The sequence below is a fragment of the Janthinobacterium sp. AD80 genome (assembly GCF_002878455.1).
GTDB lineage: Bacteria > Pseudomonadota > Gammaproteobacteria > Burkholderiales > Burkholderiaceae_D > Janthinobacterium.
The window spans coordinates 37,880-62,173 of record NZ_NRDQ01000039.1 but is presented as its reverse complement, the minus strand read 5'-3'; the positions used below and the strand labels follow the sequence as shown (position 1 = coordinate 62,173).

The 24,294-nt window shown below is 65.1% G+C and carries 22 protein-coding genes and 2 pseudogenes; 12 read left to right on the top strand and 12 right to left on the bottom strand.

Annotated elements, in window-relative coordinates; genetic code table 11:
• Positions 1 to 53: 53 nt before the first annotated feature.
• From JaAD80_RS09700 to JaAD80_RS09680, 5 genes and pseudogenes are all read left to right on the top strand, one after another.
• Entirely contained in the window at positions 54 to 1,664 is a 1,611-nt protein-coding gene (locus tag JaAD80_RS09700) for an FAD-binding oxidoreductase (protein ID WP_102293975.1), read from the top strand.
• Positions 1,661 to 3,241 (top strand): glycerol-3-phosphate dehydrogenase/oxidase, encoded by a 1,581-nt coding sequence (locus tag JaAD80_RS09695; RefSeq protein WP_102293974.1) that lies wholly within the window; start codon positions 1,661 to 1,663, stop codon positions 3,239 to 3,241. The genes JaAD80_RS09700 and JaAD80_RS09695 overlap by 4 nt, the downstream gene beginning before the upstream one ends.
• Positions 3,242 to 3,283: 42 nt before the next feature.
• Positions 3,284 to 3,598: a hypothetical protein gene (locus tag JaAD80_RS09690; protein WP_102293973.1), complete on the top strand. Its 315-nt coding sequence runs from the start codon at positions 3,284 to 3,286 to the stop codon at positions 3,596 to 3,598.
• Positions 3,599 to 3,602: 4 nt separating this feature from the next.
• Positions 3,603 to 5,186: an FGGY-family carbohydrate kinase gene (locus JaAD80_RS09685; protein ID WP_102293972.1), complete on the top strand. Its 1,584-nt coding sequence runs from the start codon at positions 3,603 to 3,605 to the stop codon at positions 5,184 to 5,186.
• Between the two features lie 241 nt (positions 5,187 to 5,427).
• Positions 5,428 to 7,715, top strand: a pseudogene (locus JaAD80_RS09680) (TonB-dependent receptor domain-containing protein).
• 88 nt (positions 7,716 to 7,803) lie between these two features.
• Here the strand turns inward: JaAD80_RS09680 and JaAD80_RS09670 are convergent.
• The 3 genes from JaAD80_RS09670 to JaAD80_RS09660 form a co-directional block, all read right to left on the bottom strand.
• Positions 7,804 to 9,162 carry a diguanylate cyclase domain-containing protein gene (locus JaAD80_RS09670; RefSeq protein WP_102293969.1) on the bottom strand — a complete coding sequence of 453 codons (1,359 nt, stop codon included), beginning with the start codon at positions 9,160 to 9,162 and terminating at the stop codon, positions 7,804 to 7,806.
• A gap of 402 nt (positions 9,163 to 9,564) precedes the next feature.
• Positions 9,565 to 10,758, bottom strand: coding sequence for a PLP-dependent aminotransferase family protein (locus JaAD80_RS09665; RefSeq protein ID WP_102293968.1), 1,194 nt, complete (start codon positions 10,756 to 10,758; stop codon positions 9,565 to 9,567).
• A 177-nt stretch (positions 10,759 to 10,935) separates the two neighbouring features.
• A complete protein-coding gene (locus JaAD80_RS09660) occupies positions 10,936 to 11,856 on the bottom strand; it encodes a DMT family transporter (protein WP_102293967.1) in 921 nt (306 codons plus the stop codon).
• Between the two features lie 129 nt (positions 11,857 to 11,985).
• On the opposite strand from JaAD80_RS09660, the gene JaAD80_RS09655 reads away from it, so the two are divergent.
• From JaAD80_RS09655 to JaAD80_RS09640, 4 genes are all read left to right on the top strand, one after another.
• Positions 11,986 to 13,419 carry a PLP-dependent aminotransferase family protein gene (locus JaAD80_RS09655; protein WP_102293966.1) on the top strand — a complete coding sequence of 478 codons (1,434 nt, stop codon included), beginning with the start codon at positions 11,986 to 11,988 and terminating at the stop codon, positions 13,417 to 13,419.
• An 89-nt stretch (positions 13,420 to 13,508) separates the two neighbouring features.
• Positions 13,509 to 15,428 carry a molecular chaperone HtpG gene (gene htpG / locus JaAD80_RS09650; RefSeq protein WP_102293965.1) on the top strand — a complete coding sequence of 640 codons (1,920 nt, stop codon included), beginning with the start codon at positions 13,509 to 13,511 and terminating at the stop codon, positions 15,426 to 15,428.
• A gap of 201 nt (positions 15,429 to 15,629) precedes the next feature.
• Positions 15,630 to 16,019, top strand: coding sequence for a hypothetical protein (locus tag JaAD80_RS09645; protein WP_180979357.1), 390 nt, complete (start codon positions 15,630 to 15,632; stop codon positions 16,017 to 16,019).
• A gap of 276 nt (positions 16,020 to 16,295) precedes the next feature.
• Entirely contained in the window at positions 16,296 to 16,859 is a 564-nt protein-coding gene (locus JaAD80_RS09640; protein ID WP_102293963.1) for a TetR/AcrR family transcriptional regulator, read from the top strand.
• A gap of 15 nt (positions 16,860 to 16,874) precedes the next feature.
• Here JaAD80_RS09640 and JaAD80_RS09635 read toward each other — a convergent pair whose 3' ends face one another.
• Positions 16,875 to 17,303, bottom strand: coding sequence for a hypothetical protein (locus tag JaAD80_RS09635; protein ID WP_102293962.1), 429 nt, complete (start codon positions 17,301 to 17,303; stop codon positions 16,875 to 16,877).
• A gap of 80 nt (positions 17,304 to 17,383) precedes the next feature.
• On the opposite strand from JaAD80_RS09635, the gene JaAD80_RS09630 reads away from it, so the two are divergent.
• Positions 17,384 to 18,013, top strand: a complete 630-nt coding sequence (locus JaAD80_RS09630; RefSeq protein WP_102293961.1) for a TetR/AcrR family transcriptional regulator — start codon at positions 17,384 to 17,386, stop codon at positions 18,011 to 18,013.
• On the opposite strand, the gene JaAD80_RS09625 is transcribed toward JaAD80_RS09630, so the two are convergent.
• The 4 genes and pseudogenes from JaAD80_RS09625 to JaAD80_RS09615 all read right to left on the bottom strand — a co-directional run.
• Positions 18,010 to 18,711, bottom strand: coding sequence for a DsbA family oxidoreductase (locus tag JaAD80_RS09625; protein WP_102293960.1), 702 nt, complete (start codon positions 18,709 to 18,711; stop codon positions 18,010 to 18,012). The genes JaAD80_RS09630 and JaAD80_RS09625 overlap by 4 nt on opposite strands.
• 61 nt (positions 18,712 to 18,772) lie before the next feature.
• Positions 18,773 to 19,105: a carboxymuconolactone decarboxylase family protein gene (locus JaAD80_RS09620; protein WP_102294029.1), complete on the bottom strand. Its 333-nt coding sequence runs from the start codon at positions 19,103 to 19,105 to the stop codon at positions 18,773 to 18,775.
• 57 nt (positions 19,106 to 19,162) lie between these two features.
• A complete protein-coding gene (locus JaAD80_RS31195) occupies positions 19,163 to 19,708 on the bottom strand; it encodes an OsmC family protein (RefSeq protein ID WP_219726804.1) in 546 nt (181 codons plus the stop codon).
• Between the two features lie 24 nt (positions 19,709 to 19,732).
• Positions 19,733 to 20,824, bottom strand: a pseudogene (locus JaAD80_RS09615) (alkene reductase); the annotation flags it as partial.
• Positions 20,825 to 20,990: 166 nt separating this feature from the next.
• On the opposite strand from JaAD80_RS09615, the gene JaAD80_RS09610 reads away from it, so the two are divergent.
• The gene (locus tag JaAD80_RS09610) at positions 20,991 to 21,356 is read left to right on the top strand and encodes a hypothetical protein (RefSeq protein WP_102293958.1); all 366 of its coding nucleotides are present in this window, start codon (positions 20,991 to 20,993) and stop codon (positions 21,354 to 21,356) included.
• On the opposite strand, the gene JaAD80_RS09605 is transcribed toward JaAD80_RS09610, so the two are convergent.
• The 3 genes from JaAD80_RS09605 to JaAD80_RS30630 form a co-directional block, all read right to left on the bottom strand.
• Positions 21,333 to 22,064, bottom strand: coding sequence for an alpha/beta fold hydrolase (locus tag JaAD80_RS09605; protein WP_102293957.1), 732 nt, complete (start codon positions 22,062 to 22,064; stop codon positions 21,333 to 21,335). The two genes, JaAD80_RS09610 and JaAD80_RS09605, sit on opposite strands and share 24 nt — an antisense overlap.
• A 209-nt stretch (positions 22,065 to 22,273) precedes the next feature.
• On the bottom strand, positions 22,274 to 22,624 hold the full coding sequence (locus JaAD80_RS30635) for a hypothetical protein (protein WP_180979356.1): 351 nt from the start codon (positions 22,622 to 22,624) through the stop codon (positions 22,274 to 22,276).
• A 68-nt stretch (positions 22,625 to 22,692) separates the two neighbouring features.
• Positions 22,693 to 22,923: a hypothetical protein gene (locus JaAD80_RS30630; protein ID WP_102293955.1), complete on the bottom strand. Its 231-nt coding sequence runs from the start codon at positions 22,921 to 22,923 to the stop codon at positions 22,693 to 22,695.
• Between the two features lie 26 nt (positions 22,924 to 22,949).
• Here JaAD80_RS30630 and JaAD80_RS30625 point away from each other — a divergent pair, with 26 nt between their 5' ends.
• Positions 22,950 to 23,249, top strand: a complete 300-nt coding sequence (locus JaAD80_RS30625; RefSeq protein ID WP_102293954.1) for a hypothetical protein — start codon at positions 22,950 to 22,952, stop codon at positions 23,247 to 23,249.
• Between the two features lie 18 nt (positions 23,250 to 23,267).
• Here the strand turns inward: JaAD80_RS30625 and JaAD80_RS09585 are convergent, their stop codons facing one another.
• Positions 23,268 to 24,293 carry a hypothetical protein gene (locus JaAD80_RS09585; RefSeq protein ID WP_102293953.1) on the bottom strand — a complete coding sequence of 342 codons (1,026 nt, stop codon included), beginning with the start codon at positions 24,291 to 24,293 and terminating at the stop codon, positions 23,268 to 23,270.
• Between the last annotated feature and the right edge of the window lies 1 nt (position 24,294).

Here is a 24,294-nt window from a genome sequence, read left to right as displayed (position 1 = left end):
CAAGCCGCCGTGGCGCGCAACTGGGCGCGCCTGGACCAATCAAGGGGAAATCGATGCAACGCTGGAATGGCTGGGGAGATGAAAACATCGTGTATGCGCTGAGCGACGAGGCGCTGGCATTCCTGGGCGCGCGCCTTGGGCCGGGCAGCCCCATGGTGGAGGCCACGTTCGACGGCGCCTGCGCGCAGGTGCCCACGTCGCGCCTGGCGCCGCATCCGCTGATCGATACCCAGCCTGCCACGCGCGTGCGCCATGCCCTGGGCCAGAGCCTGCCCGACTGGTTCAAGCTGCGCCATGGCCGCATCGGCGCGGTGCCCGATGGCGTGGCCTTTCCCGACAGCGCGCAGCAGGTGCGCCAGCTGCTCGAGTACGCGCGCCAGGCTTGCGTGGCCGTGATTCCCTACGGCGGCGGCACCAGCGTGGCCGGGCATTTGACGGTGGCGCCGGGGCCGCGTCCCGTGCTGGTGCTGAGCCTCGCGCGCCTGTGCGCGCTGGGCCACCTGGACCGCGAAGCGCAGCTGGCCACGTTTGGCGCGGGCGTGTATGGCCCCGACCTGGAGGCGCAGCTGCGCGCGCATGGCTACACCCTGGGACACTATCCGCAATCGTTCGAGTATTCGACCCTGGGCGGCTGGATCGCCACGCGCTCGTCGGGGCAGCAGTCGTTGCGCTATGGCCGCATCGAGCAGCTGTTCGCCGGCGGCGAAGTGGAAACGCCGGCCGGCACCTTGAGCATTCCCACCTTTCCCGCCTCGGCGGCCGGCATCGACCTGCGCGAAATGGTGCTGGGCTCCGAAGGCCGCCTGGGCGTCCTGACGCAGGCGACCGTGCGCGTCTCGCCGCTGCCGCCCTATGAAGCCTTCCACGCCGTGTTCTTTGCCGGCTGGGGCCAGGCGCAAGCGGCCGTGCGGGCGCTGGCGCAGGCCGGGCTGCAGCTGTCCATGCTGCGCCTGTCGAACGCGCTCGAGACGCAAACCATGCTGACCCTGGCCGGCCACAAGAAACTCGTGGGCTTGCTGGAGCGCTACCTGTCGCTGCGCGGCTGCGGCGACGGCAAGTGCATGCTGATGGTGGGCGTCAGCGGCGAAGCGAAAGGCGCGCGCGCAGCCTTGCGCGCCGCCTTGGCGCTGGCGCGCCGCCATGGCGGCGTGCACGTGGGACGGCACATGGGCGACAAGTGGAAGCAGGGGCGCTTTCGCAATGTGTATTTGCGCAATGGCGCCTGGGAACACGGCTATGTGATCGACACGGTGGAAACGGCCGTCGACTGGCCCCGCGTGACACTCATGATGGCGGCGCTGGAGCGGGCGGGCAGCGGCGCGCTGGCGCAGCACGGCGAGCAGGTGCACGCGTACACGCATCTGTCGCATGTGTATGCGCAGGGCGCCAGCGTGTACACCACGTATGTGTACCGGCTGGCGCCCACGTACGAGGAAAACATGGCGCGCTGGCGCAGCCTGAAGGATGCCGCCAGTGCCGCCATCGTCGCCAATGGCGGCACCATCAGCCACCAGCATGGCGTGGGCACCGACCACGCGCCGTGGCTGGCGGCGGAAAAGGGCGATCTCGGCATCGCCGCCATGCGCGCGCTGTTCCGCCAGGTGGACCCGCAGGGCATGATGAATCCCGGCAAGCTGCTGCCCGAGGCGGGAGGCATATTGTGAATTCCGTCGCGCGCAGCGAGGAATTGCCTGGCATCCTGGCGCGCGAGTGGGACGTGCTGATCGTCGGCGGCGGCATCACGGGCGCCGGCATCCTGCTGGAAGCATCGCGGCGCGGCTTGAAGGCGCTGCTGGTGGAGCAGCGCGATTTCGCCTGGGGCACGTCGAGCCGTTCCTCCAAACTGGTGCATGGCGGCTTGCGCTACCTGAAGCAGGGCCAGTTCGGCATGACGCGCGAGTCCGTGCACGAGCGGCAAGCCTTGCTGGCCGATGCGGCGGGGCTGGTCGAGCCGCAGGGCTTCGCCTTTGGCGACTACGCGGGCCGGAAGCCGGGCCGGCGCCAGTTCATGCTGGGGCTGGCCATCTACGACGTGATGGCTGGCCGGCGTGCGCGCCGCTATGTCGAGGCGGCGGATTTTGCCATGCTGGCGCCGCACATCGAACGCGCGGGCCTGCGCGGCGGCATGCTGTACCAGGATGCGAAGACGGATGACGCGCGCCTGGTGCTGCGCGTGCTGCGGGAAGCGCGGCGCCATGGCGGCGTGGCCGTCAATTACCTGGGCGTGGCGTCGCTGCTGCGCGAGGGCGACAAGGTCGTCGGCGCCACCTTGCACGATGCGGCCGATGGCGCGGCGCCTGCCGTGCGTGCGCGCCTGGTGATCAGCGCCACGGGTGCCTGGGCCGACAAGCTGCGCGGGCAGGTGGGGCAAGCGCCGAAACTGCGGCCCTTGCGCGGCAGCCATCTGCTGCTGCCGGCCTGGCGGCTGCCGCTGGCGCAGGCCGTCAGCCTGATGCATCCGCATGATGGCCGGCCCGTGTTTGCCTATCCGTGGGAGGGCGTGAGCCTGGTGGGTACCACCGATGTCGACCATGCGGGCGGGCTGGACAGCGAGGCGGCCATCACGCGCGGCGAACTCGATTATTTGCTGGTGGCGCTGCGCTGGCAGTTTCCCGGCCTCGACCTGGGTGAACATGATGTGCTGGCCACGTTTGCCGGCGTGCGGCCCGTGATCGACAGCGGCCAGCTTGACCCGTCGAAGGAAGCGCGCGAACATGCGCTGTGGCTGGAAAACGGCTTGCTGACGGTGGCCGGCGGCAAGCTGACGACCTTCCGCGTGATCGCGCTAGACGCATTGCGCCGCGCCGCGCCGCTGCTGCCGGGCTGGCAGGCGGATTTGCGTCCGCTGCCCATTTTTGACGCGGCGCCGCCGCTGTCGGGCAAGGCCCTGCTGCTTGACGCGCAGCAGCGCGAACGCCTGCTGGGCCGCCACGGCGCGGATGCGCAAGCGCTGTGCGACGCGGCGCACGATGGCGAGTTGTCGCCGATACCGGGCACGCAGACCCTGTGGGCGCAACTGCGCTGGGGCGCGCGCATGGAAGATGTGCGGCACCTGGACGACTTGCTGCTGCGGCGCACGCGCCTCGGTTTGCAGCTGGCAGGCGGCGCGCTTGCTATCATGCCGCGCCTGCGTGCCATTTGCCGGACGGAGCTGGGCTGGGACGATGCGCGCTGGGACGCGGAACAGCTGCGCTACCTGACGCTGTGGCAGCGCCACTACAGCGTGCCGCAGGGCGCGTAAAAACATCAGAATAAACCAGAGGAGAGCATCATCGAGACCACCGTGTTTGGCGAGAGCCTGGAACTGGGCGACGCCCGCATCACCTATGACAGCCTGTCGCCGCTGGACTTGCGCCAGCCGGTGCACGCCATCGTCGACGACCTGGGCGAAGACCTGCTGCAAATCACCTGCGCGAATGGCGATATCGTCGACGTGGGCTGGTACCCGGCATGGAATGAACAGGGGCGCTTGCGCGTGGTGGCCGTGCGCGGCCAGGACTGGGAAGCGCCCGTGTTCAGCGCCCGGCCGGAAAAAGATCCGCAGGCGCTATTGCAGGCGCTGCGCGCCGCGCTGGCCGCATTGACTCAGGCGGGCTAAGGCCATGGCCAGCCTACCCGGCCCCGGCCCCGGGCCGTATATCCTTTCCATCGACAATGGCACGCAAAGCGTGCGCGCGCTGCTGTTCGACCGGGACGGCAACCTGGCGGCCAAGGCGCAAGTGTTCCTGGAAGCGTATTACTCGGACCACCCCGGCTGGGCAGAGCACGACGCCAACGGCTACTGGCAAGCCGTGTGCGCAGCGTGCCAGCAGCTGTGGCGCGGCACGGACATCGACAAATCGTCGGTCGCCGGCGTGGCCGTCACCACGCAGCGCGGCACGGTCGTCAACGTGGACGAAGATGGCCAGCCCTTGCGCCCCGCGATCACCTGGCTGGACCAGCGCAGCACGCGCGCGATTCCGCAACTGGCGCCGTGGTGGCGCGCCATCTTCCGCGCCACGCGGCTCGACGGCACCATCGCCTACTTCCGCCGCGAAGCGGAGATCAACTGGATCAGCGCGCGGCAGCCCGATATCTGGCGCCGCACGCACAAATTCCTGCTGCTGTCGGGTTTTTTGAACCATCGCCTGTGCGGCAACTACGTCGATTCGACCGGCTCGCAAGTGGCGTACATCCCGTTCGACTACAAGCGCCATGCGTGGGCCGGGCGCTTCGACTGGAAGTGGCAGGCGCTGGCCATTCGCCGCGCCATGCTGCCCGAGCTGGTGACGCCGGGCACGCGCATGGGCGCCATCACGGCCGCTGCCGCTGCCGCGACGGGCATCCTGGAGGGCACACCCTTGCTGGCGGCCGCCGCCGACAAGGCCTGCGAAGTGCTGGGCGCCGGCTGCGTCGAGCCGCACGTGGCGTGCCTCAGCTACGGCACGACGGCCACCATCAACACCACCAACCGCAAGTACGTGGAAGTGACGCGCTTCATTCCGCCATATCCGGCCGCCATGCCGGGTGCCTACAGCACGGAAGTGCAGATTTTTCGCGGCTACTGGATGGTCAACTGGTTCAAGGAGCAGTTCGGCGACCGCGAGCGGGCGGCGGCCGCCGAAGACGGCACGGGCCTGTCGGCAGAAGCGCTGTTCGACCGCCTGGTCGACGCCGTGCCGCCCGGTTCCATGGGCCTGATGCTGCAGCCATACTGGAGCCCCGGCATCAAGGTGCCGGGGCCGGAAGCGAAGGGTGCCATGATCGGCTTTGGCGACGTGCATACGCGCGCGCACATCTACCGCGCCATCCTCGAGGGCCTCGCGTATGCGCTGCGCGAAGGCAAGGAGCGCATCGAGCGGCGCAGCGGCATCGCCATCACGGAGCTGCGCATCGCGGGCGGCGGTTCGCAAAGCGACGCGGCCATGCAGCTGACGGCCGACATCTTCAGCCTGCCGGCCGCGCGCGCACACGTCTATGAAAGCTCGGGCCTGGGCGCGGCCATCGCCGCCAGCGTGGGCCTGGGCTGGCACGCGGATTTCCCCTCCGCCGTGCAGGCGATGACGCGCAAGGGCAAGGTGTTCCAGCCCCATCCCGAGCACCGCAAGATCTACGAGCAGCTGTACCGGCGCGTGTACCAGAAGATGTATGCGCGGCTGCAGCCCCTGTACCGCGAGATTGCGGCCATCACGGGCTATCCGGAATAGCCGCGCATTAAATCGTATTGCGAATCATTCGCATCTATTATATGATGTGCTCCGCATTTCACTTAGGCAACTTATCCCGGTGACTGCAGTGCGCCGCCGGCCATGCGCCGGCGGCGTGTCCGCGCGGGCAGAATTCCGCCGCAACGCTTCCTTCAACGCCGCCGCTTGATCGTGCACAGTCTGTTTTCTCTGCCCTGCGTTTTTTCATTCCACAAGCATGAAGTAGCCGGCAAGGACAGCAATGAAGACGAACCGCAAGCACCGCATGCGCGCCAGCGCATTAACCCCGATGGCCGCCGCACTGGCGCTGGTACTGGCCAGCATGGGCGGCAGCGCCCGCGCCGAAAATGCCACCGATGCCGCCAATCCGGACAATGCCGCGCAGATGCCCGCCATCAGCGTCTTTGGCGACGCCATCAGCGCCGGCACGGCTGGGCGCTCGTATATCAGCAGCGCTGACATCGAGCGCCAGCAGGCCGACAACGTCGCCTCCCTGCTCGACACCCTGCCTGGCGTGGACCTGGCCGGCACGGCCCGCCCCAGCGGCCAGAGCCTGAATATCTGGGGTTTTAATAAAGTACAGGACGTCAAGGTCATTCTCGACGGCGTGCCGAAGGGCTTTGAAAAATACCGCCAGGGTTCCATCTTCATCGAGCCAGAACTGATCAAGCAGATCGAAGTGAACAAGGGCGCACATACCAGCTTGTATGGCAATGGCGGCTTTGGCGGCGTCATCACGGTCGAAACCAAGGATGCCAAGGACATGCTCGAAGGCGACGAGAAAATCGGCGCCATGCTCAAGTATTCGCGCCACTCGAACAACGCGGAAAACGATGCCACCGTGGCCGTGTATGGCCGCTCGGAAGATGGCCGCTACGACGCGATGGCCTTCACCACGCGGCGCAAGTCTGACGATTTGCGCAAACCCGATGGCAAGCCATTCCGCTTTTCCGCCATCGACGCGCCATCGAGCCTGGCGAAACTGAATATCCGTCTGACGCCCGAGCAGCTGCTGACCCTGACGGCGATGAAGAGCGGCAGCACGGGCTGGGGCCCGTTCGCCGCCATGGGCGAAGACGTGCCTACGCCGACGGAGGCGGAAATCAGGAAGTACGGCCTGGAAGAAGCGTGGCAGCGCAAGGCTGTCTACCGCGACCAGAACGACGACACGTATTCCGTGAAATGGCAGTACGCGCCGCAGAATAATCCGTGGATCAAGCTGACGGCCAGCGCCGGCTATTCGCACACGGACCAGCATGACAAGCGCCTGCCTTCGGCTTCGCTGGGTTCCTACCTGGGCTCCCTCGGCAACGAGAGCTGGGCCTCGTACGTGGACCGCATTGCCGAAGTGCGCAACGAAAGCGTATTCAGCACGGGTGGCGTCTCGCACGTGCTGCAAACGGGCCTGCAATGGCACAAGAACGTGCGCGATACCCTGATGTACTACCCGTCGTCGACGGCGCTGAAAGACCCGACATACAACTACGGTTATTTTCAGCCCTACTACATGCCGGCCGGGCGCCAGGAAACCACGGGCCTGTACCTGCAGGATGCGATGACGTATGGCGATGTGACCTTGACGGCGGCACTGCGCCACGACCGTGTCGTTTCCGAGGGCGTGCCGAACAAGGCGTCGCGCTACAACAGCCCGCTGGCGGCGGCCGGCCATGACTTCAGCGAGAAAGTCCATGCCGACTGGTCTCCCCGCCTGGGCCTGTTCTGGAAGGCGTCCAGCGCGGTGGCGCTGTTCGGCGACTTGAGCCGCACCTGGCGCGCGCAACCATCGACGAGATGTATTCGAATGAATACTATGTCTCGTCGCGGCTCGGCTCCTCGACGCCGGGCACCAGCCGCGACCTGGCCGTGGAGCGGGTGACGGCCGTGCGCGCTGGTGTCATGCTGCACCGGCAGAACGTGCTCATGGAGCGCGACGACGTGCAGCTGCGCCTGACGGCTTACCAGAACCGCGTCAGCGACAATATCGGCCCGCGCCTGGGCATCCTGATCGAAGGCTATGTGCCGGGATCGGGCAAGGTGCCGCCGGCCCTGTCGTCCTACCGCAACCTGGCCGGCTTCCACACCCGGGGCGTGGAGGTCGAGTCCTATTACAACTCGCCGCGCCTGTTCGCCAGCGCTTCGCTGTCGAAGCAGCGCGGCACGCGCAGCGGTTCCCAGCGCGACCCGTGGGGCCAGGACGAACCCGTGTCGACCATTGCGCCGGACAAGCTGATGGCGGGCCTGGGCTGGCGCATGCCGGACCTTGGCGCCAGCATCGGCTGGCAGGGTCGCTTCGTCGCCAAGCAGGACCGCGTGCTGCCGGTGGGCAATGTGTACCGCTTGCCGCCGTCGAAGGGCTATGCGCTGCATACCCTGTTCGCCTCGTGGAATGGGCGGCAAGGCATCTGGCGCGGCACGGAAGTGCGGCTGACGGTGGATAATATTTTCAACCGCAATTACATGCCGTATCTGAGTGAAGCGGTTACCGGTGTGGGACGCAATGCAAAGTTGAGCGTGTCACGTAAGTTTTGATCAGTTTTAAGAATGGCGGGCCGGAGACGCCCGCTTGGCCGGGGTGCCTTTTTTTGTGACTTGGGCCTACTCCCGGTTCGCCGTATCCTTAACGTAACACCAACGCTTTGACCGTCTCCCAGGCCGTGCTGCCCGAGTGGGTGGCGCAGACCTGGTTGCGGCCGCCTTCCTTGGCCACGTACATGGCGCGGTCGGCGGCGACGAACAGCGCCTTGCGGTCGTCCAGCTGGTGCGGTTCGATGGTGGCCACGCCGATGCTGACGGTGATCCAGGGCGAAGTGCCAGAGCGCGGATGCGGCAGCTGCAGCGCTTCGATATGCGCGCGGATGGTTTCGGCCAGGGCCAGGGCGCTGGCGGCGTCCGTGTCGGCAAGCAGCATGACGAATTCCTCGCCGCCGTAGCGCGCCGCCAGGTCGCCCGGGCGGCCGGCGTGGGCGTCGATGGCTTGCGCCACCTGCTGCAGGCAGCTGTCGCCGGCCGGATGGCCCAGGCTGTCGTTGTACAGCTTGAAATGGTCGACGTCGAGCACCACCAGCGACAGCGCGCCGCCATGGCGCACGGCGCGCTGCCATTCTTTTTCCAGGAAGCTGTCGAAATGCCGGCGGTTGGCGATCTTGGTCAGCGGATCGAGATAGGCGGCCCGCTGCAGTGCATCTTCCGACTGCTTGTGGTGCGTGATGTCGTGCAGCAGGCCGATATACAGGGGCTGGCGCAGATACATGGGCGTCAGGGTCAGGTCCATGCTCAGGGCTTCGCCATTGCGGTGGCGGATCGCCACTTCGCGCGTGCCGTGGTTATGCGCCGTTTCCGGACTGGCCGCGTACTTGGCAAAGTAATCGAGGTATTCCTGCGTCACCATGGGGCTGAGCAGCTCGCCGATCGAACGCCCCGCCAGTTCATTTTCGCGGTAGCCCAGGTACTGGTCGCAGGCCGGGTTAGTGTACTGGATGCGCCCGTCGGCCTCGATGATCAGCAAGCCCTCCGCCATGTTGTTGACGATGGTGCGCAGGCGCTCGGCCTGCTCCTGCTGGGTTTCATTGTTGCTGCGGATTTGCAGCTGGGCGCGCACCCTGGCGCACACTTCGGCCATGCGCAGCGGCTTGCTGATGTAGTCGACGGCGCCGCAGTCGAAGCCGGCCACCACGTCGTCCGTTTCCGTCTTGGCGCTCATGAAGATGACGGGGATGCGCTGCGTCAGCGGGTGCTGCTTGAGGCGCCGGCAGGTTTCGATGCCGTCCATGTCCGGCATCAGCACGTCGAGCAGGATCAGGTCGGGATGGGCGCGCTGGGCGATCGCCAGCGCCCGTTCGCCGGACGTGGCGACGTAGGTTTGATAACCCTGTTCGCTCATGAGCTTGCGCAACAGCTCAAGGTTGGCCGGCGCATCATCGACAATCAATATGGCGGCTTCGCGCCGTTGGGGAGACCCCACACTGCCTGGACTCATTGCTACCGGCCTTTCGGATGTGCTGCGCGGGGCCAGCGTTTGCTGCACTTTCGGAGATGCCGAAGCCCGGCAAGCCGCGCCCGCAGGTAGCGGCCGGGCAGGTTGGCGCCGGGAGTGTCGCCCTGGCCGCAGACCGCGGACCGTGAGCGCATGTACACGTGTAGTCAAAGGCTGACCGGATTCAAATCTGACACTTTGGCCAAATCATACCGCTTTGCCAATTTTTTGGGTGAAAAATCGATGCTCTGCGCCGCAGTAAACTATTATTTTTATACTATTTTTAAAAATAAATACACGGAGTTGTTGCCGTAAAGACTGTTTTTAGTGGAAAAAGGCGCGTACCCGTCGTCAGGCATTCCGGGCAGGAGGGAAGCCCCGCGCAAGGCGGGGCGTGCAGCGGTATTACATTTTTGCGGCGATCAGCTTGCCCAGGATCGCGATGCCTTCACGGATGCGTTCCGGCGGCACCGTCACGAACGACAGGCGCAGGGTGTGCGTGTCCGGCGTATTCGCATAGAACGGCGCGCCCGGCACGAAGGCCACCTTGTTGGCGATGGCTTCGTCGAGCAGCTTCATGGCGTCGATGTGTTTCGGCAGGGTGACCCAGATGAACATGCCGCCTTCCGGCTTCGTCCAGCTCACGCCGGCCGGGAAATGCTCTTCCAGGGCCGACAGCATGGCCTGGCACTGGTTGCCGTACAGGCTGCGGATGCTGGGGATGTGGCGCTCCAGGAAGCCGTCCTTGATCACTTCATGCACCACCATCTGCGTCAGCTGCGAGGTGTGCAGGTCGGCCGCCTGCTTGGCCAGCTCCAGGCGGCGCACCAGCGGCGGCGGGGCCACCACGTAGCCGAGGCGGATGCCGGGCGTGAGCACTTTGGAGAACGATCCCATGTAGATCACGCCGTCCGGATTCATGTTGAGCATCTTCGGGTACGGCTCGCCGCTGTAGCTGAGGGCGCCGTAGGGATCATCCTCGATCAGCGGCAGGCCGTGGCGGGCGCAGGTTTCCACCAATTCCACGCGGCGTGCCACGGACAGGCTGCGGCCTGTCGGGTTCTGGAAGTTCGGCAGCGCGTACAGCAGGCGCGCGCCATCCGCGACGGGGTCGATGGACGATGGCACCAGGCCTTCGTCATCGGTATCGACGGACACGAATTCGGGACGGTAGACGGAAAACGCCTGCAGGGCGCCCAGGTAGCTGGGGGTTTCCACCAGCACGCGGCTGCCTTCGTCGATGAGGACCTTGCCCAGCAAGTCCAGCGCCTGCTGCGAGCCGGACGTCATCAGCACCTGTTCCGGCGCGATCGTACTGCCCTGGCTGGACAGCGAGTCGGCGATCCACTGGCGCAGCGGCAGGTAGCCGTCGGTGGGGCCGTATTGCAGTGCCACCTTGCCATGGTCCGACAGGACCTTGTCGAAGGCCGTCTTCATTTCTTCGACGGGGAAGGTGGCGGGCGAGGGCAGGCCGCCGGCAAACGAGATGATTTCAGGGCGCTGCGTGATCTTCAGGATTTCGCGGATGAACGAGCTTTGCAGCTGTTCCGCGCGTTCGGCAAAGCGCCATTGGATCGGATTCGGATTTTCAATTTTCATGCGAGTCTCACGGAAGATGCCGAGCTGCGCCGGCTGGTTTTGTTGGCCCGCTTGTGGCGGTGCTTGCGCAAGCGGTGCCGGATAGGCGCCGCCATGGTGCCGGGGTATTGTACGGCTTGCAAGCCGGTCTGCCCATCCGCACGCGAAAACAGCGTTGCAAACGGGCGTCATCGCCGCCTATTTCAGCTTGCGCCCGGCCGCCACCACGGCGATCACGGCGCCCGCGAACAGCAGGCTGTCCGCCGTCAATGGCTCGCCCAGCAGCACGGCGGCGCCCAGCAGGGTGAGGAAGGGCTGCAGCAGCTGCGTCTGGCCCACGCGCGCCACGCCGCCCAGCGCCATGCCCCGGTACCAGAAAAAGAAGCCGATAAACATGGAAAACACGGAGATATACGCAAAGCCCAGCCAGGCTGCGCCGCTGGCCTGCGCCATCAGCGCGCGCTGCGGCCAGGCGTTCCACAGCACCACGGGCAAGACAAAAGGCACGGCCAGCAGCAACGCCCAGGAAATCACATGCTGGCCCGGCATGGCTTGCGCCAGGCGCCCGCCTTCCGCATAGCCGAGTGCCGCCAGCAGCACGGCGGCAAAGATCAGCCAGTCGGCCACGTGGAAGCTGCCGCCGCCCTGGCGCAGCGCGAAGGCCACCACCAGCGCCGTGCCGATGACGGCCATCAGCCAGAAGCCGGGCGATGGACGTTCTTTGCCGCGCAGCACGGCAAAGACGGCTGTGGCCAGCGGCAATATGCCCACCAGCACGGCGCCGTGCGAGGCGGGCAGGCTGCGCATGGCGATCGACGTCAGCCAGGGAAAACCCAGCACGCAGCCCAGCGACACGAGCGCCAGCGGCAGCCATTGTTCGCGCCGCGGCAGCGGCGCGCGCTGGTGCCACAGCCACAGGCCTGCCAGGCTGGCGGCCACCAGGGCGCGGCCCAGCGCGACAAAGGTGGGATCGAGCTCGGCCACGGCCAGCCGCGTGAAGGGCAGGGTCAGGCTGAAGAGGGCGACGGCGATCAATCCCAGCAGCAGACCCTGGCGGTCGGCGCCGAGGCGAGGTGGCTGGCTGGCGGCGATGGTACTGGTGCTGGTATGCGTAGGCATGGGGTTCCCGGGGCTGGCGTGACTGGACATGGGCATGGATTAATCCGCCCTGTACTGTTATCCTAGAGTCGAATAGCAGTACAGTACAAATACACTTCAACGCATAATTTCCCATACTGTAATGGCCATATGAGCAATACACCCGCATCACCGTCGCTACCTTTGCTGTCGCGCGCCTCGGGCGAAACCCTGATCGACCAGATCGTGCGCTCGCTGGCGGCGCGCATCGACGACAAGCTGCTGCGCGGCGGCGCGCGCATGCCCTCGATCCGCCAGTGCGCGGCCAGCATGAACGTGTCCTGCGCCACGGTGGTGGCCAGCTACGACAAGCTGGTGGCACGCGATTACCTGGAATCGCGGCGCGGCGCCGGTTTTTTCGTGCGCGAACGCGCGCCGCTGAACACGCCCATGCCGCCGTCCGGCGCGCCGGAGGCCGGTGCGCAGCCCATGGATGTCGTCTGGCTGATCCGCAATATGTTCCGCCAGACGCCGGCCATTCCCGCACCCGGCACGGGCATGCTGCCGGCCGAATGGCTCGATGGCGACCTGGTGGCGCGCGCCTTGCGCGACGTCAGCCGCCAGCCTGGCAATCTGCTGCTCGGCTATGGCGCGCCGCAGGGCTTTTTGCCATTGCGCCAGCAGTTGCAGCTGAAACTGGCGGGGCTGGAAATCGCCTGTCCGCCCGAGCAGATCGTCACCACGGTGGGCGTGATGCAGGCGCTGGACCTGGTGGCGCGCGAGTTTGCCCGTCCCGGCGACACCATTTTCGTCGACGATCCCGCCTACTGGCTGATGTTCGGCGCCTTTGCCGCCATGGGCATGCAGGTGATCGGCATCCCGCGCCTGGGTGACGGCCCCGATATCGGCGTGCTGGAACAGCTGGCGGCCGTGCACCGGCCCAAGCTGTATGTGATCAATTCGGTGCTGCACAATCCCAGTTCCACCTCGCTGTCGGCGGCCAAGGCCTTCCAGGTGCTGCGCCTGGCCGAGCAGCACGATTTCCTCATCGTCGAAGACGATATCTACTGCGACATGCATCCCGGTGGCGCGGTGCAGCCGGCCACGCGCCTGGCCGCGCTGGATCAATTGCGCCGCGTGATTTACCTGGGCGGCTTTTCCAAGAGCCTGTCGGCCAATCTGCGCGTGGGCTTCATCGCCACATCACAGGAACGGGCGCAGCGACTGGCCGACCGCAAGATGCTGGCCACCTTGACCACCAGCGATATCGGCGAACGGGTGGTGTATAAGATCCTTTCGCAGGGCCTGTACCGCAAGCATGCGGAGCGCCTGCGCGCGCGCCTCGACAAGGTGCGCGAGGGCACGTACCGCCGCGCCGAGCGGGCCGGCCTGCGCTTCGATCCGGCGCCGGCCGGCATGTTCATCTGGGCCGATGCGGACTGCGACACGAATGTGCTGGCCGAGCAGGCGCTGGCCGAAGGGCTGGTGCTGGGGCCGGGCAGCCTGTTCTCGCCGCGCCAGCTGCCGTCGACCCGCATGCGCCTGAACCTGGCCACGGTGCAGGACGAGCGCATCTGGGCGTTTCTTGCCCGCGCACTGGGCTAAAACAGCGCATTTGCCGGGGGCTCTTGAAATCGCTTGTACCATCCCCAACTCCGTAGTATCCGTCCCATCCACAAGACTATGAGGTAAAAATGGCTGTCTCCGAAAAGCAAACCCTGGGTTTTCAGACCGAAGTAAAGCAAATGCTGCATCTGATGATCCATTCCCTGTACTCGAACAAGGAAATCTTCCTGCGCGAATTGATCTCGAACGCGTCCGACGCGGCCGACAAGCTGCGCTTTGAAGCGATCGATAACGATGCCCTGTATGGCAACGATCACGAATTGAAGATCAAGGTCAGCTTCGACAAGGATGCGCGCACCATCACCATTTCCGACAACGGCATCGGCATGACCCGTGACGAGGCGATCTCGCACCTGGGCACCATCGCCAAGTCGGGCACCAAGGAATTTTTCGGCAAGCTTTCCGGCGACCAGCAGCAGGACGCGGCCCTGATCGGCCAGTTCGGCGTGGGCTTCTATTCGGGCTTCATCGTCGCCGACAAGATCACCGTTGAAACGCGCCGCGCCGGCGTGGACGCCTCGGAAGGCGTGCGCTGGGAGTCAAGCGGCGAAGGCGATTACAGCATCGAGAGCATCGACAAGCCATCGCGCGGCACGGACATCATCCTGCACCTGCGCGAAGGCGAAGACGAATTGCTGTCGAGCTGGAAGATCAAATCCATCATCCGCAAATATTCGGACCATATCTCGCTGCCGATCGTGATGCAGAAAGAAGAGTGGGACGAAGAGAAAAAAGAAACCGTCCTGAAAGACGAATTCGAAACCGTCAACCAGGCCAGCGCCCTGTGGGCCCGCAACAAGGCCGACATCACGCCGGAACAGTACGACGAGTTCTACAAGCACGTGTCGCACGACTTCCAGGCACCGCTCACGCATACGCATAACCGCGTCGAAGGCCGCAGCGAATACACGCAGCTGCTGTACATCCCGGCCAAGGCGCCGTTCGACATGTGGGACCGCAACAAGCGCGGCGGCATCAAGCTGTACGTCAAGCGCGTCTTCATCATGGACGATGCCGAGCAACTGATGCCAACCTATCTGCGCTTCGTGCGCGGGGTGATCGACTCGGCCGACCTGCCGCTGAACGTATCGCGTGAAATCCTGCAGGAGTCGCGCGACGTGAAAGTCATCCGCGAAGGCTCGACCAAGCGCGTGCTGGGCATGCTGGAAGAACTGGCGAACGCGGACGAGCAGGACAAGAAGGACAAGTACGCCGTCTTCTGGAAGGAATTCGGCCAGGTACTGAAAGAGGGCATCGGCGAAGACGCGGCCAACAAGGAACGCCTGGCCAAGCTGCTGCGCTTTGCCTCGACCGCCAACGACAGCGACGAACAGATCACCTCGTTCGCCGACTACGTGGCGCGCATGAAGGAAGGCCAGGACAAGATTTACTATGTCACGGCCGACAATTACGCCGCTGCGAAAAACAGCCCGCACCTGGAAATCTTCCGCAAGAAGGGCGTCGAAGTGCTGCTGCTGACGGACCGTGTCGATGAATGGATGCTGTCCTTCCTGCAGGATTTCGAGGGCAAGGAACTGGTTTCCGTGGCCAAGGGCGGCCTGGACCTGGGTGCGCTGGAAGACGAAGCGGAAAAGAAAGAGCACGAAGAAACGGAAACCTCGTACGCCGACCTGGTGGGCAAGATGAAGACGGTGCTGGCCGACAAGGCCAAGGACGTGCGCGTGACGTTCCGCCTGACCGATTCGCCAGCCTGCCTGGTGGCCGATGAAAACGAATTGTCGGGCAACCTGCTGCGCATGCTCAAGGCTGCTGGCCAGAGCGCGCCGGAATCGAAGCCGATTTTGGAAATCAACCCGAACCACCCGCTGGTGACGCGCCTGAAGTACGAAGACGCGGAAGGCGGCAAGTTCGGCGACTGGGCCAACATCCTGTTTGACCAGGCCATGCTGGCCGAAGGCGGCTCGCTGGCCGATCCTGCCAGTTTTGTGAAACGCCTCAACGAATTGCTGCTCAATTCGGCGAAGTAATCACCGCCGCGCACCTGAAATGTAGGTCGGATTAGCGCAAGTGTAATCCGACAAGCGCAGCATGAATGGTGTAGTCAAGCCGGCCCTTTCCTCGTGAAAGGGCCGGCTTTTTTTATGCTACAGTGACGATTATTTTATTTTGTGGAAAAAGCAATGGCGCATTGCCCGGCATGTGATAGTTCCAACGTTCAACGCCTCTCCATGGTGCATGCCTCCGGTATTTCCCGCACCTCCACGCATATGTCGGGCAGGATCGATGGTGATTTCATCCACGGCCATGCGCATACGCGCAGCCAGACCTTGCTATCCCGGCAGGCTGCCAGGCCGACGATGCAGGCAGGCCAGAAGGTCGGGCTGATTGTGTTGGGCGTGATCGCTTTTGTCATCGCCGCCGTCGTCTTTTATCGCGCTGGCGCAAATGGCCTGTTCTGGATATTTGTGGCAGGGGGCGTCGTCTCTATTGCCTGGTCGCAAACGGCCTTTATCGCCAGTTGGGACAAGGATGCCGCTGCCTTGCAGGACAAATATGCGCGTACCTTCATGTGCCATGCCTGCGGCCACCGCTTCGTTCCCGTACTCAATCAACCATGAAATTCGTTTGATTGCAGGTCTGGGCGCGTATGCGCCGGGCTGCCTTGAGTCGGCATGGCTCGGATTGGCGGGTCCGCCGAGGCGAAGCGTCATCCGACACGGCGGCTGATGCAAAGGCCGGCCCTTTCCTCGTGAAAGGGCCGGCTTTTTCACGTCTGCCGTTCAGCGCCGCATGCGCGTGCCCCGATCCCTGGCTGCAGCTACTTCAGGCATAATTGCCCCTTGTTGAATTTAATCCGTCAATGGCCGGCATGGCCGTTGGTGCAGGAGCCAGTCATGTCAGTGAGTACCCGCGACGCCCTATTGAAAAGCGCAGAGATCCACCTGCGTTCGAAAGGCTACGCCGCTTTCAGTTATGCCGATTTGTCGGAAGAAATCGGCATACGCAAGGCCAGTATCCACCATCATTTCCCCACCAAGGAAAACCTTGGCGTGGCCTTGATCACGCAATACATCGAGGTGTTTACGGAAAAGCTGCAAACGATCGATGCGGCGCATGCCGATCCGGTCGAACGCCTGCGCGAGTTCGCTGGGCTGTTCCTGGCCAGCGCCAATGACCATTTGCTGCCGCTGTGCGGCGCGCTCGCGGCCGAAATGGCGGCGCTGCCCGAATCGCTGCAGGCCCTGGGCCGGCAGCTGATGGCGCAGCAGCTGGACTGGATGGAGAGCAATCTCAAACAGGCGGCGCAGCTGCATGGCTGGACCTTGCGAAAACCTGCGAGGGATTACGCCTTCATGCTGCTCAGCGCCTTGGAGGGCGCCAGCTTCATCGGCTGGGCCCTGGGGCCATCGACCGATCCGCTGGCAGCGTTTCATTACATGCTCGACAATCTGGCGTAGCGCAGGCCAGCCTGTTCAGGCCAACAGGGCCGGTTTGGCGATCATCAGTGCGCAGACGATCAAAAAGACGGCCAGCTTGATGCACAGCCAGATTCCCAGCCTGGCGCCCGCCTGCGCGTATCCCTGTTCCACCTTCGCTTCTACCTTCGCTTCCACCTTGTCCGCCCAGAAATGGTCGATGGCTTGCGCGCCGATAAACAGCGCGAGGGACAGCCGCATCCAGCCCATCTGCAGCCAGGCCCACTGTTGCTGGTACAGCAGGACCAGCCCGCCGGCAAGCAGTGCCCAGCCTGCGACGGCGATCTGCTGATGGAGTTTATGTAATGTGTCGCGGCCGGCGGCATCGCGCATCAGATGCAGCAGGCGCGGCGTCAGCAGCATCGGGCCGATGAAGGCGATGGCGGCGACTACGTGCAGTATCAGCAGGAATGTATGGGTGTTCATGACGTTCTCGTATCGGCAAGGACAGTTGTTTATGGAACGTTTAGAATAAGATTGACCACCTACTTACGCTACTCGCATTCATGGCAAAAACTGCAGCACATGCGGAGCCCCGCAAACGGCCTTCCCAGGCCCGGTCGGCTGCCACCGTCGCGGCGATGCTGGAGGCGGCTGCTCGCATTATTGAAGTGCGGGGATGGGCCGCGTTGACGACAAATCACGTTGCCGAGCTGTCTGGCGCCAGCATCGGCTCCCTGTACCAGTACTTCCCGTCGAAAGAGGCGCTGCTGGCCGAACTGGTGCGCCGCGAACGCGCAATGCTGCTGCACGACGTGGCGCAAGCCATGGCGCCGGAGGGCGAACTGCCGTTTGCGATAGAACAAGGTATCCTGGCCGGTCTGGCGCACCAGTTCAGGCGCTCCGCGCTTGCGCTTGCGCTGGAATCGGCGCCATCGTCGCCATCGTTGCAGCGTGAGGACGAGGCCTTGCGGCAGGCACTTGCGGGCCAGCTCGCGGGGCGGCTGGCGCGTCATGCCGTCGCCGATCCTGATATGGCCGCCGCCGACGTGATTGCGCTATGCCGCGGCATCATCGACGCCGCGGCGCTGCGGGGAGAAACGGATATGGCGTCGCTTGCGCGGCGCCTGGGACGCGCGACCCGCGGCTACCTGGACACGGCGGTACCTGCCAGGGAAGCTGCCGCCAGCGCTTAAGGGAGGGTGCAGCCGTCCAGGCCACAGACCTCGCCGGAAGATGCGGCCAGCTCCTGCCGCGATTGCGCATGGAGATTTTCCAGCGCCTGCCTGAAAACTTCTGGCGGCTGTGCCCCCGAAATGTGCGTCCCGTTGCCAAAGACGAACAGCGGCACGCCGGAGGCGATGCGCGAGGCGCTGCGCTCATCGTCCTGCACCTGCTGGCGCCATTGCGGTGTCGACCAGGCCTGCTCCACCACCTCGGCAGGCACGCCCGCTTGCGCCGCGAGCACGGCGAGAGAGCCGCGGTCGAACAGCGACTTGCCGTGCGAAATACTCTGCGCATACAGCACTTCGGCCAGGCGCTGCTGCGATGCCGTGTCGCCGGCGGCCTTGACCAGCATGTGCGCGTCCATGGTGTCGCCAAACAGCATGGTGTCGAAGCGGTAGTCCAGGCCTTCGGCCGCTCCATGCGACTGCACCGAGTACAGCATGCCCTCGGCGGCCAGCGGATCGCGAAACTTTTTCAGCAAGGCTGCCTTGATCGGTTCGGCTGGATGGTCCGGCGCGATGCGGTACGCGCGCAGCCTGACCTGCACGGCGTCCCTGTGTTCAAAGCCGGCAAGGGCCTTCTCGAAGCGGCGCTTGGCGATCCAGCACCAGGGGCAGACGAAATCGGACCAGATGTCGACGACCAGCGCCTGTGTGTTGTTTTTCATGGTTGCTCCTTGAGTGGCCGGCCAGGCGTGCGCGCATGCCCGGCCGGCTGACGCGGCGCTATCAAGCCTTGTCGAACGCGTCCAGCACGTGGGTGCTGTACACAACGGCGGCGCCGGCATTCAGATTGATCGCCACGCCGAGCGCCTCGGCGATTTCCTCGGTGGTGATGCCCAGCTTCTTGGCGGCGGCCGCGTGGAAGGCGATGCAGCCATCGCAGCGCGTGGTGACGGCGACGGCCAGCGAGATCAGTTCCCGCGTTTTCGCGTCGAGATGGTTGGTCTTGTCGCCGGCGCCGCCCAGTGCGGCGATGCCTTTCATGGTGTCGGGCGTCAATGCGGCGAGTTGCATCGCGCGCGTGTTGATATCTTGCCGGGCTTGTTTCCAGTCTTCCATCATTTCCTCGCTATGTAGGCGCTTGCGCGCGGGTTGGGTTGATTCCAGAGAGGGGAATCAGGCCTCGATTATTTCCAGGGTGGGCAGCATGCGGATGGCCTTCGAGAAATTGGCCAGATTGACCGACGTTTTGGTGACGGCCTGGTGCAGCGCTTCGACACGCTCGCGCGAGGCATCCGTGCGCAGCCGCACCACGTAGCTGACTTCGTCGTAGCCGGGATTGACGTTCTCGTCCAGGCCGAGGAAGCCACGCAGGTCCAGCTTGCCGTCCGTGTCGATTTCCAGACTGTGCACGGTGATGCCCATGGCCGCCGCATTGGCCGCGTAACCGACCGACAGACAGGCGTTGAGGGCGGCCATCAGCAGCTCTTGCGGATTGGGCGCCGTGTTTTGGCCCAGCAATTCATGCGGTTCGTCGGAAGCGATCTCGAAATGGCGCGCATGCTTTTCGCCGCCCAACACATAGTGGCTGACGGTGGCCACGCTGCGCGTCTGGTGTTGCCAGCGGGTCTTGACGTTGAAACGCGCTTCGCCTTTGGCGGGATGGCTTGCCACGCCCTGCGCGAATTGCTGCAATGCTTCTACGTCGATGCCATTGAGCATGTTGGCGCCGGCCGCCGGGCCATGGGTCGGATAGTCGGTATAACCGTGGGACAGGGGACCGCTGGCGCCGTAGTAGGTCGAGCGGTCGCTGTCGGCCAGCGGCCAGTTGTTTTGCATGCGTTCCACCAGATCCGGGTTGGAAATGAACGGCATGCCGAAGGCGATCAGATCGAGGTCGCCTTTTTCCAGCTCGCCGCGCGCCAGTTCCTGCGTGAAGCCGCCCGCGCCGATCAGGGTGCCGTGATAGTCCTGGCGGAACCGCGCGCCAAAGCCAGCTGGCACTTCCGCCGTCGTGATGGTCGGCTGGTAGTTCAGGTGTACATAGGCCAGCTTCCTTGTATCGAGCGCCTGCGACACGCTGCGCCACACCTGCGCTTCGTCCGCATAGGCGCGCATGTCGTACAGGCGGCCGAACGGCGAGATACGCACGCCGACTTTGCCGCTGCCGATGGCGGCCGACACGGCGTCTATGGTGTCGAGCAAGAAGCGCTGGCGGTTGGCGATACTGCCGCCGTACTGGTCGGTGCGCGTATTGACGGCGCTGCTGAGGAACTGGTCGAACAGGAAACCGTTGGCCGCCATGATCTCGATCCCGTCAAAGCCAGCTTCGATAGCGACTTTTGCCGCATGTACGAAGTCGGCGGTGACGCGCGCGATCTCGTCGACAGTCAGCGCGCGCGGCACGCTGGGCAGCACCGGTCCGGCCTTGCCCGCTTCGATCCAGGCATACACCGTGGTGTTTTCCGCCGCCACGTCGCTTGGTCCGACGGGGGCCACGTTGCCAGGCTGGATAGAGACATGCGACATGCGTCCCACGTGCCACAGCTGGGCGAAGATCTTGCCGCCCTTGGCATGCACGGCATCGGTGACCTGGCGCCAGCCCTGGCCTTGGGTGCTGCTGTAGATGCCGGGCGTGTACAGATAGCCGCGGCCCTCATCGGAGACTGGCAAGCCTTCGGTGACGATCAGGCCGGCCGAGGCGCGCTGCGCGTAATACAGGGCGGTGAGCGCATCGGGATTGTTTTCGAGGGTGCGCGTGCGCGTCATCGGCGCCATGACAACGCGGTTGGCCAGGGAAATGCCGGACAGGTCATAGGGAGTGAACAGTTGATGCATGTAATGCCTCGCAAAGGATCGAATGCGCCGTGGCGCGGAAGGATTGCCGGGTGAAATGCCGGCTTCGAAATAAGTCTACCATCTAGTAGGTAGACAAGTCAACCGGTCGCAGCGCCCGCGGAATCGCTATGATGCGGCTTTGCATGGGACGATACGGATGATGATAATGAAGAACCGCCTGATGGCCGGCCTGGGCGCGCATGCGCTGGGCTGCGTGGTGTTTATTGTGTTGAGCTGGCTGGGTTTTTTCCTGTACACGCAGCTGTTCGGCAGCCTCGGCTCGCGCGGCGTGGCGGGCGGCCTGGCGCTGCTGCTGGTGTTTTACGTGTATGCGGGCACAAACCTGCTGCTGGCGCTGCTGCCGCCCGGCAGGTGGAAAGCTGTGCTGTGTGCCTTGCTGGGCGTGGCCGTGCTGGCCTATTTGCTGCCCCAGCATCCGCTGCGGGCGATTTACTTCAGCGTGCTGTCGGGCACCTTGAGCTGGCTGGCCGTGCTGGCCAGCGCGCGTTTAGCTGAACGTCTGCGCGGCTGACAGCCTGTCGACAAAGTCGGCGACGGCGACGCTGGCCGCTTCCGGCGCCGCCTGCAGCAGCATGTGCGGCGCGGCGATATCGACCAGTTGCGCGCCCGGTGCCAGGCGCAGTATCTGCATGGCGTTCGTCGGCGGCACCAGGCGGTCGTGGCGCGCGCGCAGGTACAGCACGGGCAGGCTGCCACGCGCAAATAGTCGCGTGGCGTCGGTCTCGATCACGGCGCGCAGGCGCTGGCGCAGCACGGCTGGCGGCACCAGCGCCAGCGCGGCGGCCAGTTCCGCCTGCAGCGCCGGCGTGGCGAATGGCGCCAGCAGCGTCTGGCGCAGGGCGATGCCTGGCATGGCGCCGAAGGGCACAAGACCGAGCAGGTGGCGCAGCGGCGCCAGCATCGGGCGCGGATTGCGCACGAAGGAGCAGCACAGGATCAGGGCGCGCATGCCGGCAGGCGGATCGGCGCGCAAAGCTGCCCCCAGCGGTCCGGAAAACGATTCAGCCAGCAGCACATAGGGGCGCTCTTGCGGCAAGCGTTCGCGCACGAAGGTTTCCAGCGCCGCATAATCGAGCGGCGCGGCGGGGAAGGCGATGGCCTGGGTGGTGATGGCTGTGCGCGCGCGCATGGCCGCGTCAAAGCGCTGGAACAGCCGGCCAGTGCCATCCATGCCAGGCAGCAGGACTAGCAGGGGCGGGGCGTCGGTCGATGTCGTCATTGATGTCGTCATTGCGGCCATCATAGCAGCCCATCGCCCCGGCGTACCGCGCGACTGCCGCACGGCGTGGGCGCTGGCGCCATGCTAGAATCGCCGACGCGCCACGCGTGGCCGGAATAACGGGTAGATCCCGGGCAGACAGAAACATGCATATCACTTTATCGACATACCGTTCCCTGGGCGGCGCCTTGCTGGTGGCCGCCAGCATCCTATCCCTGCCGGCCAGCGCCAGTACGGCGGCATCGCCGGCCTCCGGAAAAAAGCTCGCTTCGCTGCTGGCCGGCGGCCCTTTGCCGCGCCTGAGCGAAGAGCCGCAAGTGCGCGCCGCGCTGTTTGATTTTTTCGGCTACGCGCGCGGCAGCTATACGGAAGACGATGAATTGCTGCTGGCGCAAGCGCTCGAAGCCATCAGCGAAAAGCGCGACGCCACGCGCACCATGCTGCCCGACGGCCGCCAGTTGCTGGCCTCGATGAATGACCGCAACCAGGGCCGCGAACGGGGTGCCATGCTGATCGACAAGCGCGGCACCGTCGTCGCCTTTGGCCTCGTCAATGGCCATTGCCGCCTCGGGGGCCAGCCCTTGGCCAAGGTCTGCAATCCCGATCCGAACACGGTACTGACGGTGTTTCACCGCAAGGGCATGCTGGTCGGCGAAGCGGCGCCCCTGCTGGCGTGGGCCCGGCAGCTGCCGCCCATGCTGGCGCTGATCGCGGGCGACAAGGACACGGCCGCCGAAGGGCAGAAGATCGCCACTGTCGAATACGTGCTGGCGCGGCCCGCGCTGCCAGGCTGGAACCGCGCCCAGTTGCCGCCCGCGTTTCCGCCGGCGCTGCTGCCGCTGCTGCTGGATAAATCCACGGTGCTGACTTCGGCGCGGCGCCGGCGTGTTTGCCTATCCGCTCACCCTGAAGGGCAAAAAACAGAACAATGTGCTGGACCAGGCCGAGGGGCGTCCGCCGCGCGACCTGGAAGTGGCGCTGCGCAGCTATGCCAGTTTCGATACGGTGGTCGAGCGCTACCGGCAGATGGCCAAGGGCGCGCGGGTGCAGCGCAACGAACGCACCGCCTACCTCGATGGCGACATGGGGCAGGGCAGCTACCGCGTCTACATCCGCAACACCGGCGATGATGGCGTGATGATCGACGTGGCCTTGTGGCAGCGCAAGCTGTCCGCCGGCCGCTAGCCTGCCGTCATATCTGCGTCAGTAAAAGCGCGCCCTGGCGTAGCCCAGCTGCTCAATCCGGGCGCGGATTTCTTCGTCACGCTTTCTTTTTCCCGTCGCCAGGGTCAAGTGGGTCAGTGTCGCCGGCAAGCCATCGGCCAGCAGCGCGTCGATGTCGAGCTGCGTCAGCTGCACGCCCAGGTTGTCGAGCGCCGGCAGGGCAGCGAGGCCAGGCAGGCGCGCCAGCGTCTTGCAGTTGCGCAGCACCAGCCATGCCAGCGCGGGGTTGGACCCCAGGCGCACTTCCTGCAGCTTGATCTGGTCTTCCACCGCCAGGCGCCGCAAGCGCGGGAAGCGGCCGATGTCGCCCAGGTCTTCCAGGCCCCGCACGCGCACCACTTCCAGTTCTTCCAGCAGCGGCGCCGTGACGTGGGCGACCGACGTGCGTCCGCCCAGGATGAAGCGCAGGCGCGCCAGCGCCGGCATGGCGCTGATGAAGTCTACCTCGTCCTTGCTCTTGACCTGCGACAGCGACAGCTGCGCCAGCGCGGGCAGTACCGTGATGGCGGCGATGTTTTTCACGTGGCCCGTGGTGTGTAGCTGCGCCAGCTGCGGCCAATGCCGCAGCGGCGCCAGGTCGACGTTGGCCTTGCGCGTCTCGCCCAGGCTCAGGTATTCCAGCGCACGCAGATTCTCCAGCGCCAGGATGTCGTGTTCCTGCATTTCGTAGACGCCCAGCTGCAGCTGCCGCAGCTGCCGCAGTTCGCCCAGGCACTCCAGGTTGATGGCGCTGGTATGGCAATCGAGCGAGAGGTTGGCCACATGCGGCAGCGCGCGCAGGATGGCGGCGTCGAACGGCGAGAAGTGGTAGCCGTAGAAGCGGATTTCCAGCGCCGCGCCGCAGTCCGCCGCCAGCGCATCGAGGTCCGCCAGTAGCGGTGCCGCATCAAAATGTTCGCCGAACTGCACGATGACCTTGCCGTCGGCGGCGATGGCGGCGCGCAGGGCGGCCGCATCGATGCTGGCCGGGTTGTGGATGCGCTGCGGCTGCCGTGTCTGCGTCATC

What these genes read in the sequence shown, in the direction of transcription:
- htpG (WP_102293965.1), top strand. Translation starts at nt 13,509, where the DNA reads ATGGCTGTCTCCGAAAAGCAAACCCTGGGTTTTCAGACCGAAGTAAAG.
- JaAD80_RS09625 (WP_102293960.1), bottom strand. Translation starts at nt 18,711, where the DNA reads ATGAAAAACAACACACAGGCGCTGGTCGTCGACATCTGGTCCGATTTC.
- JaAD80_RS09685 (WP_102293972.1), top strand. Translation starts at nt 3,603, where the DNA reads ATGGCCAGCCTACCCGGCCCCGGCCCCGGGCCGTATATCCTTTCCATC.
- JaAD80_RS09655 (WP_102293966.1), top strand. Translation starts at nt 11,986, where the DNA reads ATGAGCAATACACCCGCATCACCGTCGCTACCTTTGCTGTCGCGCGCC.
- JaAD80_RS09585 (WP_102293953.1), bottom strand. Translation starts at nt 24,293, where the DNA reads ATGACGCAGACACGGCAGCCGCAGCGCATCCACAACCCGGCCAGCATC.
- JaAD80_RS09660 (WP_102293967.1), bottom strand. Translation starts at nt 11,856, where the DNA reads ATGCCTACGCATACCAGCACCAGTACCATCGCCGCCAGCCAGCCACCT.
- JaAD80_RS09635 (WP_102293962.1), bottom strand. Translation starts at nt 17,303, where the DNA reads ATGAACACCCATACATTCCTGCTGATACTGCACGTAGTCGCCGCCATC.
- JaAD80_RS09630 (WP_102293961.1), top strand. Translation starts at nt 17,384, where the DNA reads ATGGCAAAAACTGCAGCACATGCGGAGCCCCGCAAACGGCCTTCCCAG.
- JaAD80_RS09670 (WP_102293969.1), bottom strand. Translation starts at nt 9,162, where the DNA reads ATGAGTCCAGGCAGTGTGGGGTCTCCCCAACGGCGCGAAGCCGCCATA.
- JaAD80_RS09640 (WP_102293963.1), top strand. Translation starts at nt 16,296, where the DNA reads ATGTCAGTGAGTACCCGCGACGCCCTATTGAAAAGCGCAGAGATCCAC.
- JaAD80_RS09605 (WP_102293957.1), bottom strand. Translation starts at nt 22,064, where the DNA reads ATGACGACATCGACCGACGCCCCGCCCCTGCTAGTCCTGCTGCCTGGC.
- JaAD80_RS09700 (WP_102293975.1), top strand. Translation starts at nt 54, where the DNA reads ATGCAACGCTGGAATGGCTGGGGAGATGAAAACATCGTGTATGCGCTG.
- JaAD80_RS09645 (WP_180979357.1), top strand. Translation starts at nt 15,630, where the DNA reads ATGGTGCATGCCTCCGGTATTTCCCGCACCTCCACGCATATGTCGGGC.
- JaAD80_RS31195 (WP_219726804.1), bottom strand. Translation starts at nt 19,708, where the DNA reads ATGCTCAATGGCATCGACGTAGAAGCATTGCAGCAATTCGCGCAGGGC.
- JaAD80_RS09620 (WP_102294029.1), bottom strand. Translation starts at nt 19,105, where the DNA reads ATGGAAGACTGGAAACAAGCCCGGCAAGATATCAACACGCGCGCGATG.
- JaAD80_RS09610 (WP_102293958.1), top strand. Translation starts at nt 20,991, where the DNA reads ATGAAGAACCGCCTGATGGCCGGCCTGGGCGCGCATGCGCTGGGCTGC.
- JaAD80_RS30635 (WP_180979356.1), bottom strand. Translation starts at nt 22,624, where the DNA reads ATGGCCATTGACGAGGCCAAAGGCGACGACGGTGCCGCGCTTGTCGAT.
- JaAD80_RS09665 (WP_102293968.1), bottom strand. Translation starts at nt 10,758, where the DNA reads ATGAAAATTGAAAATCCGAATCCGATCCAATGGCGCTTTGCCGAACGC.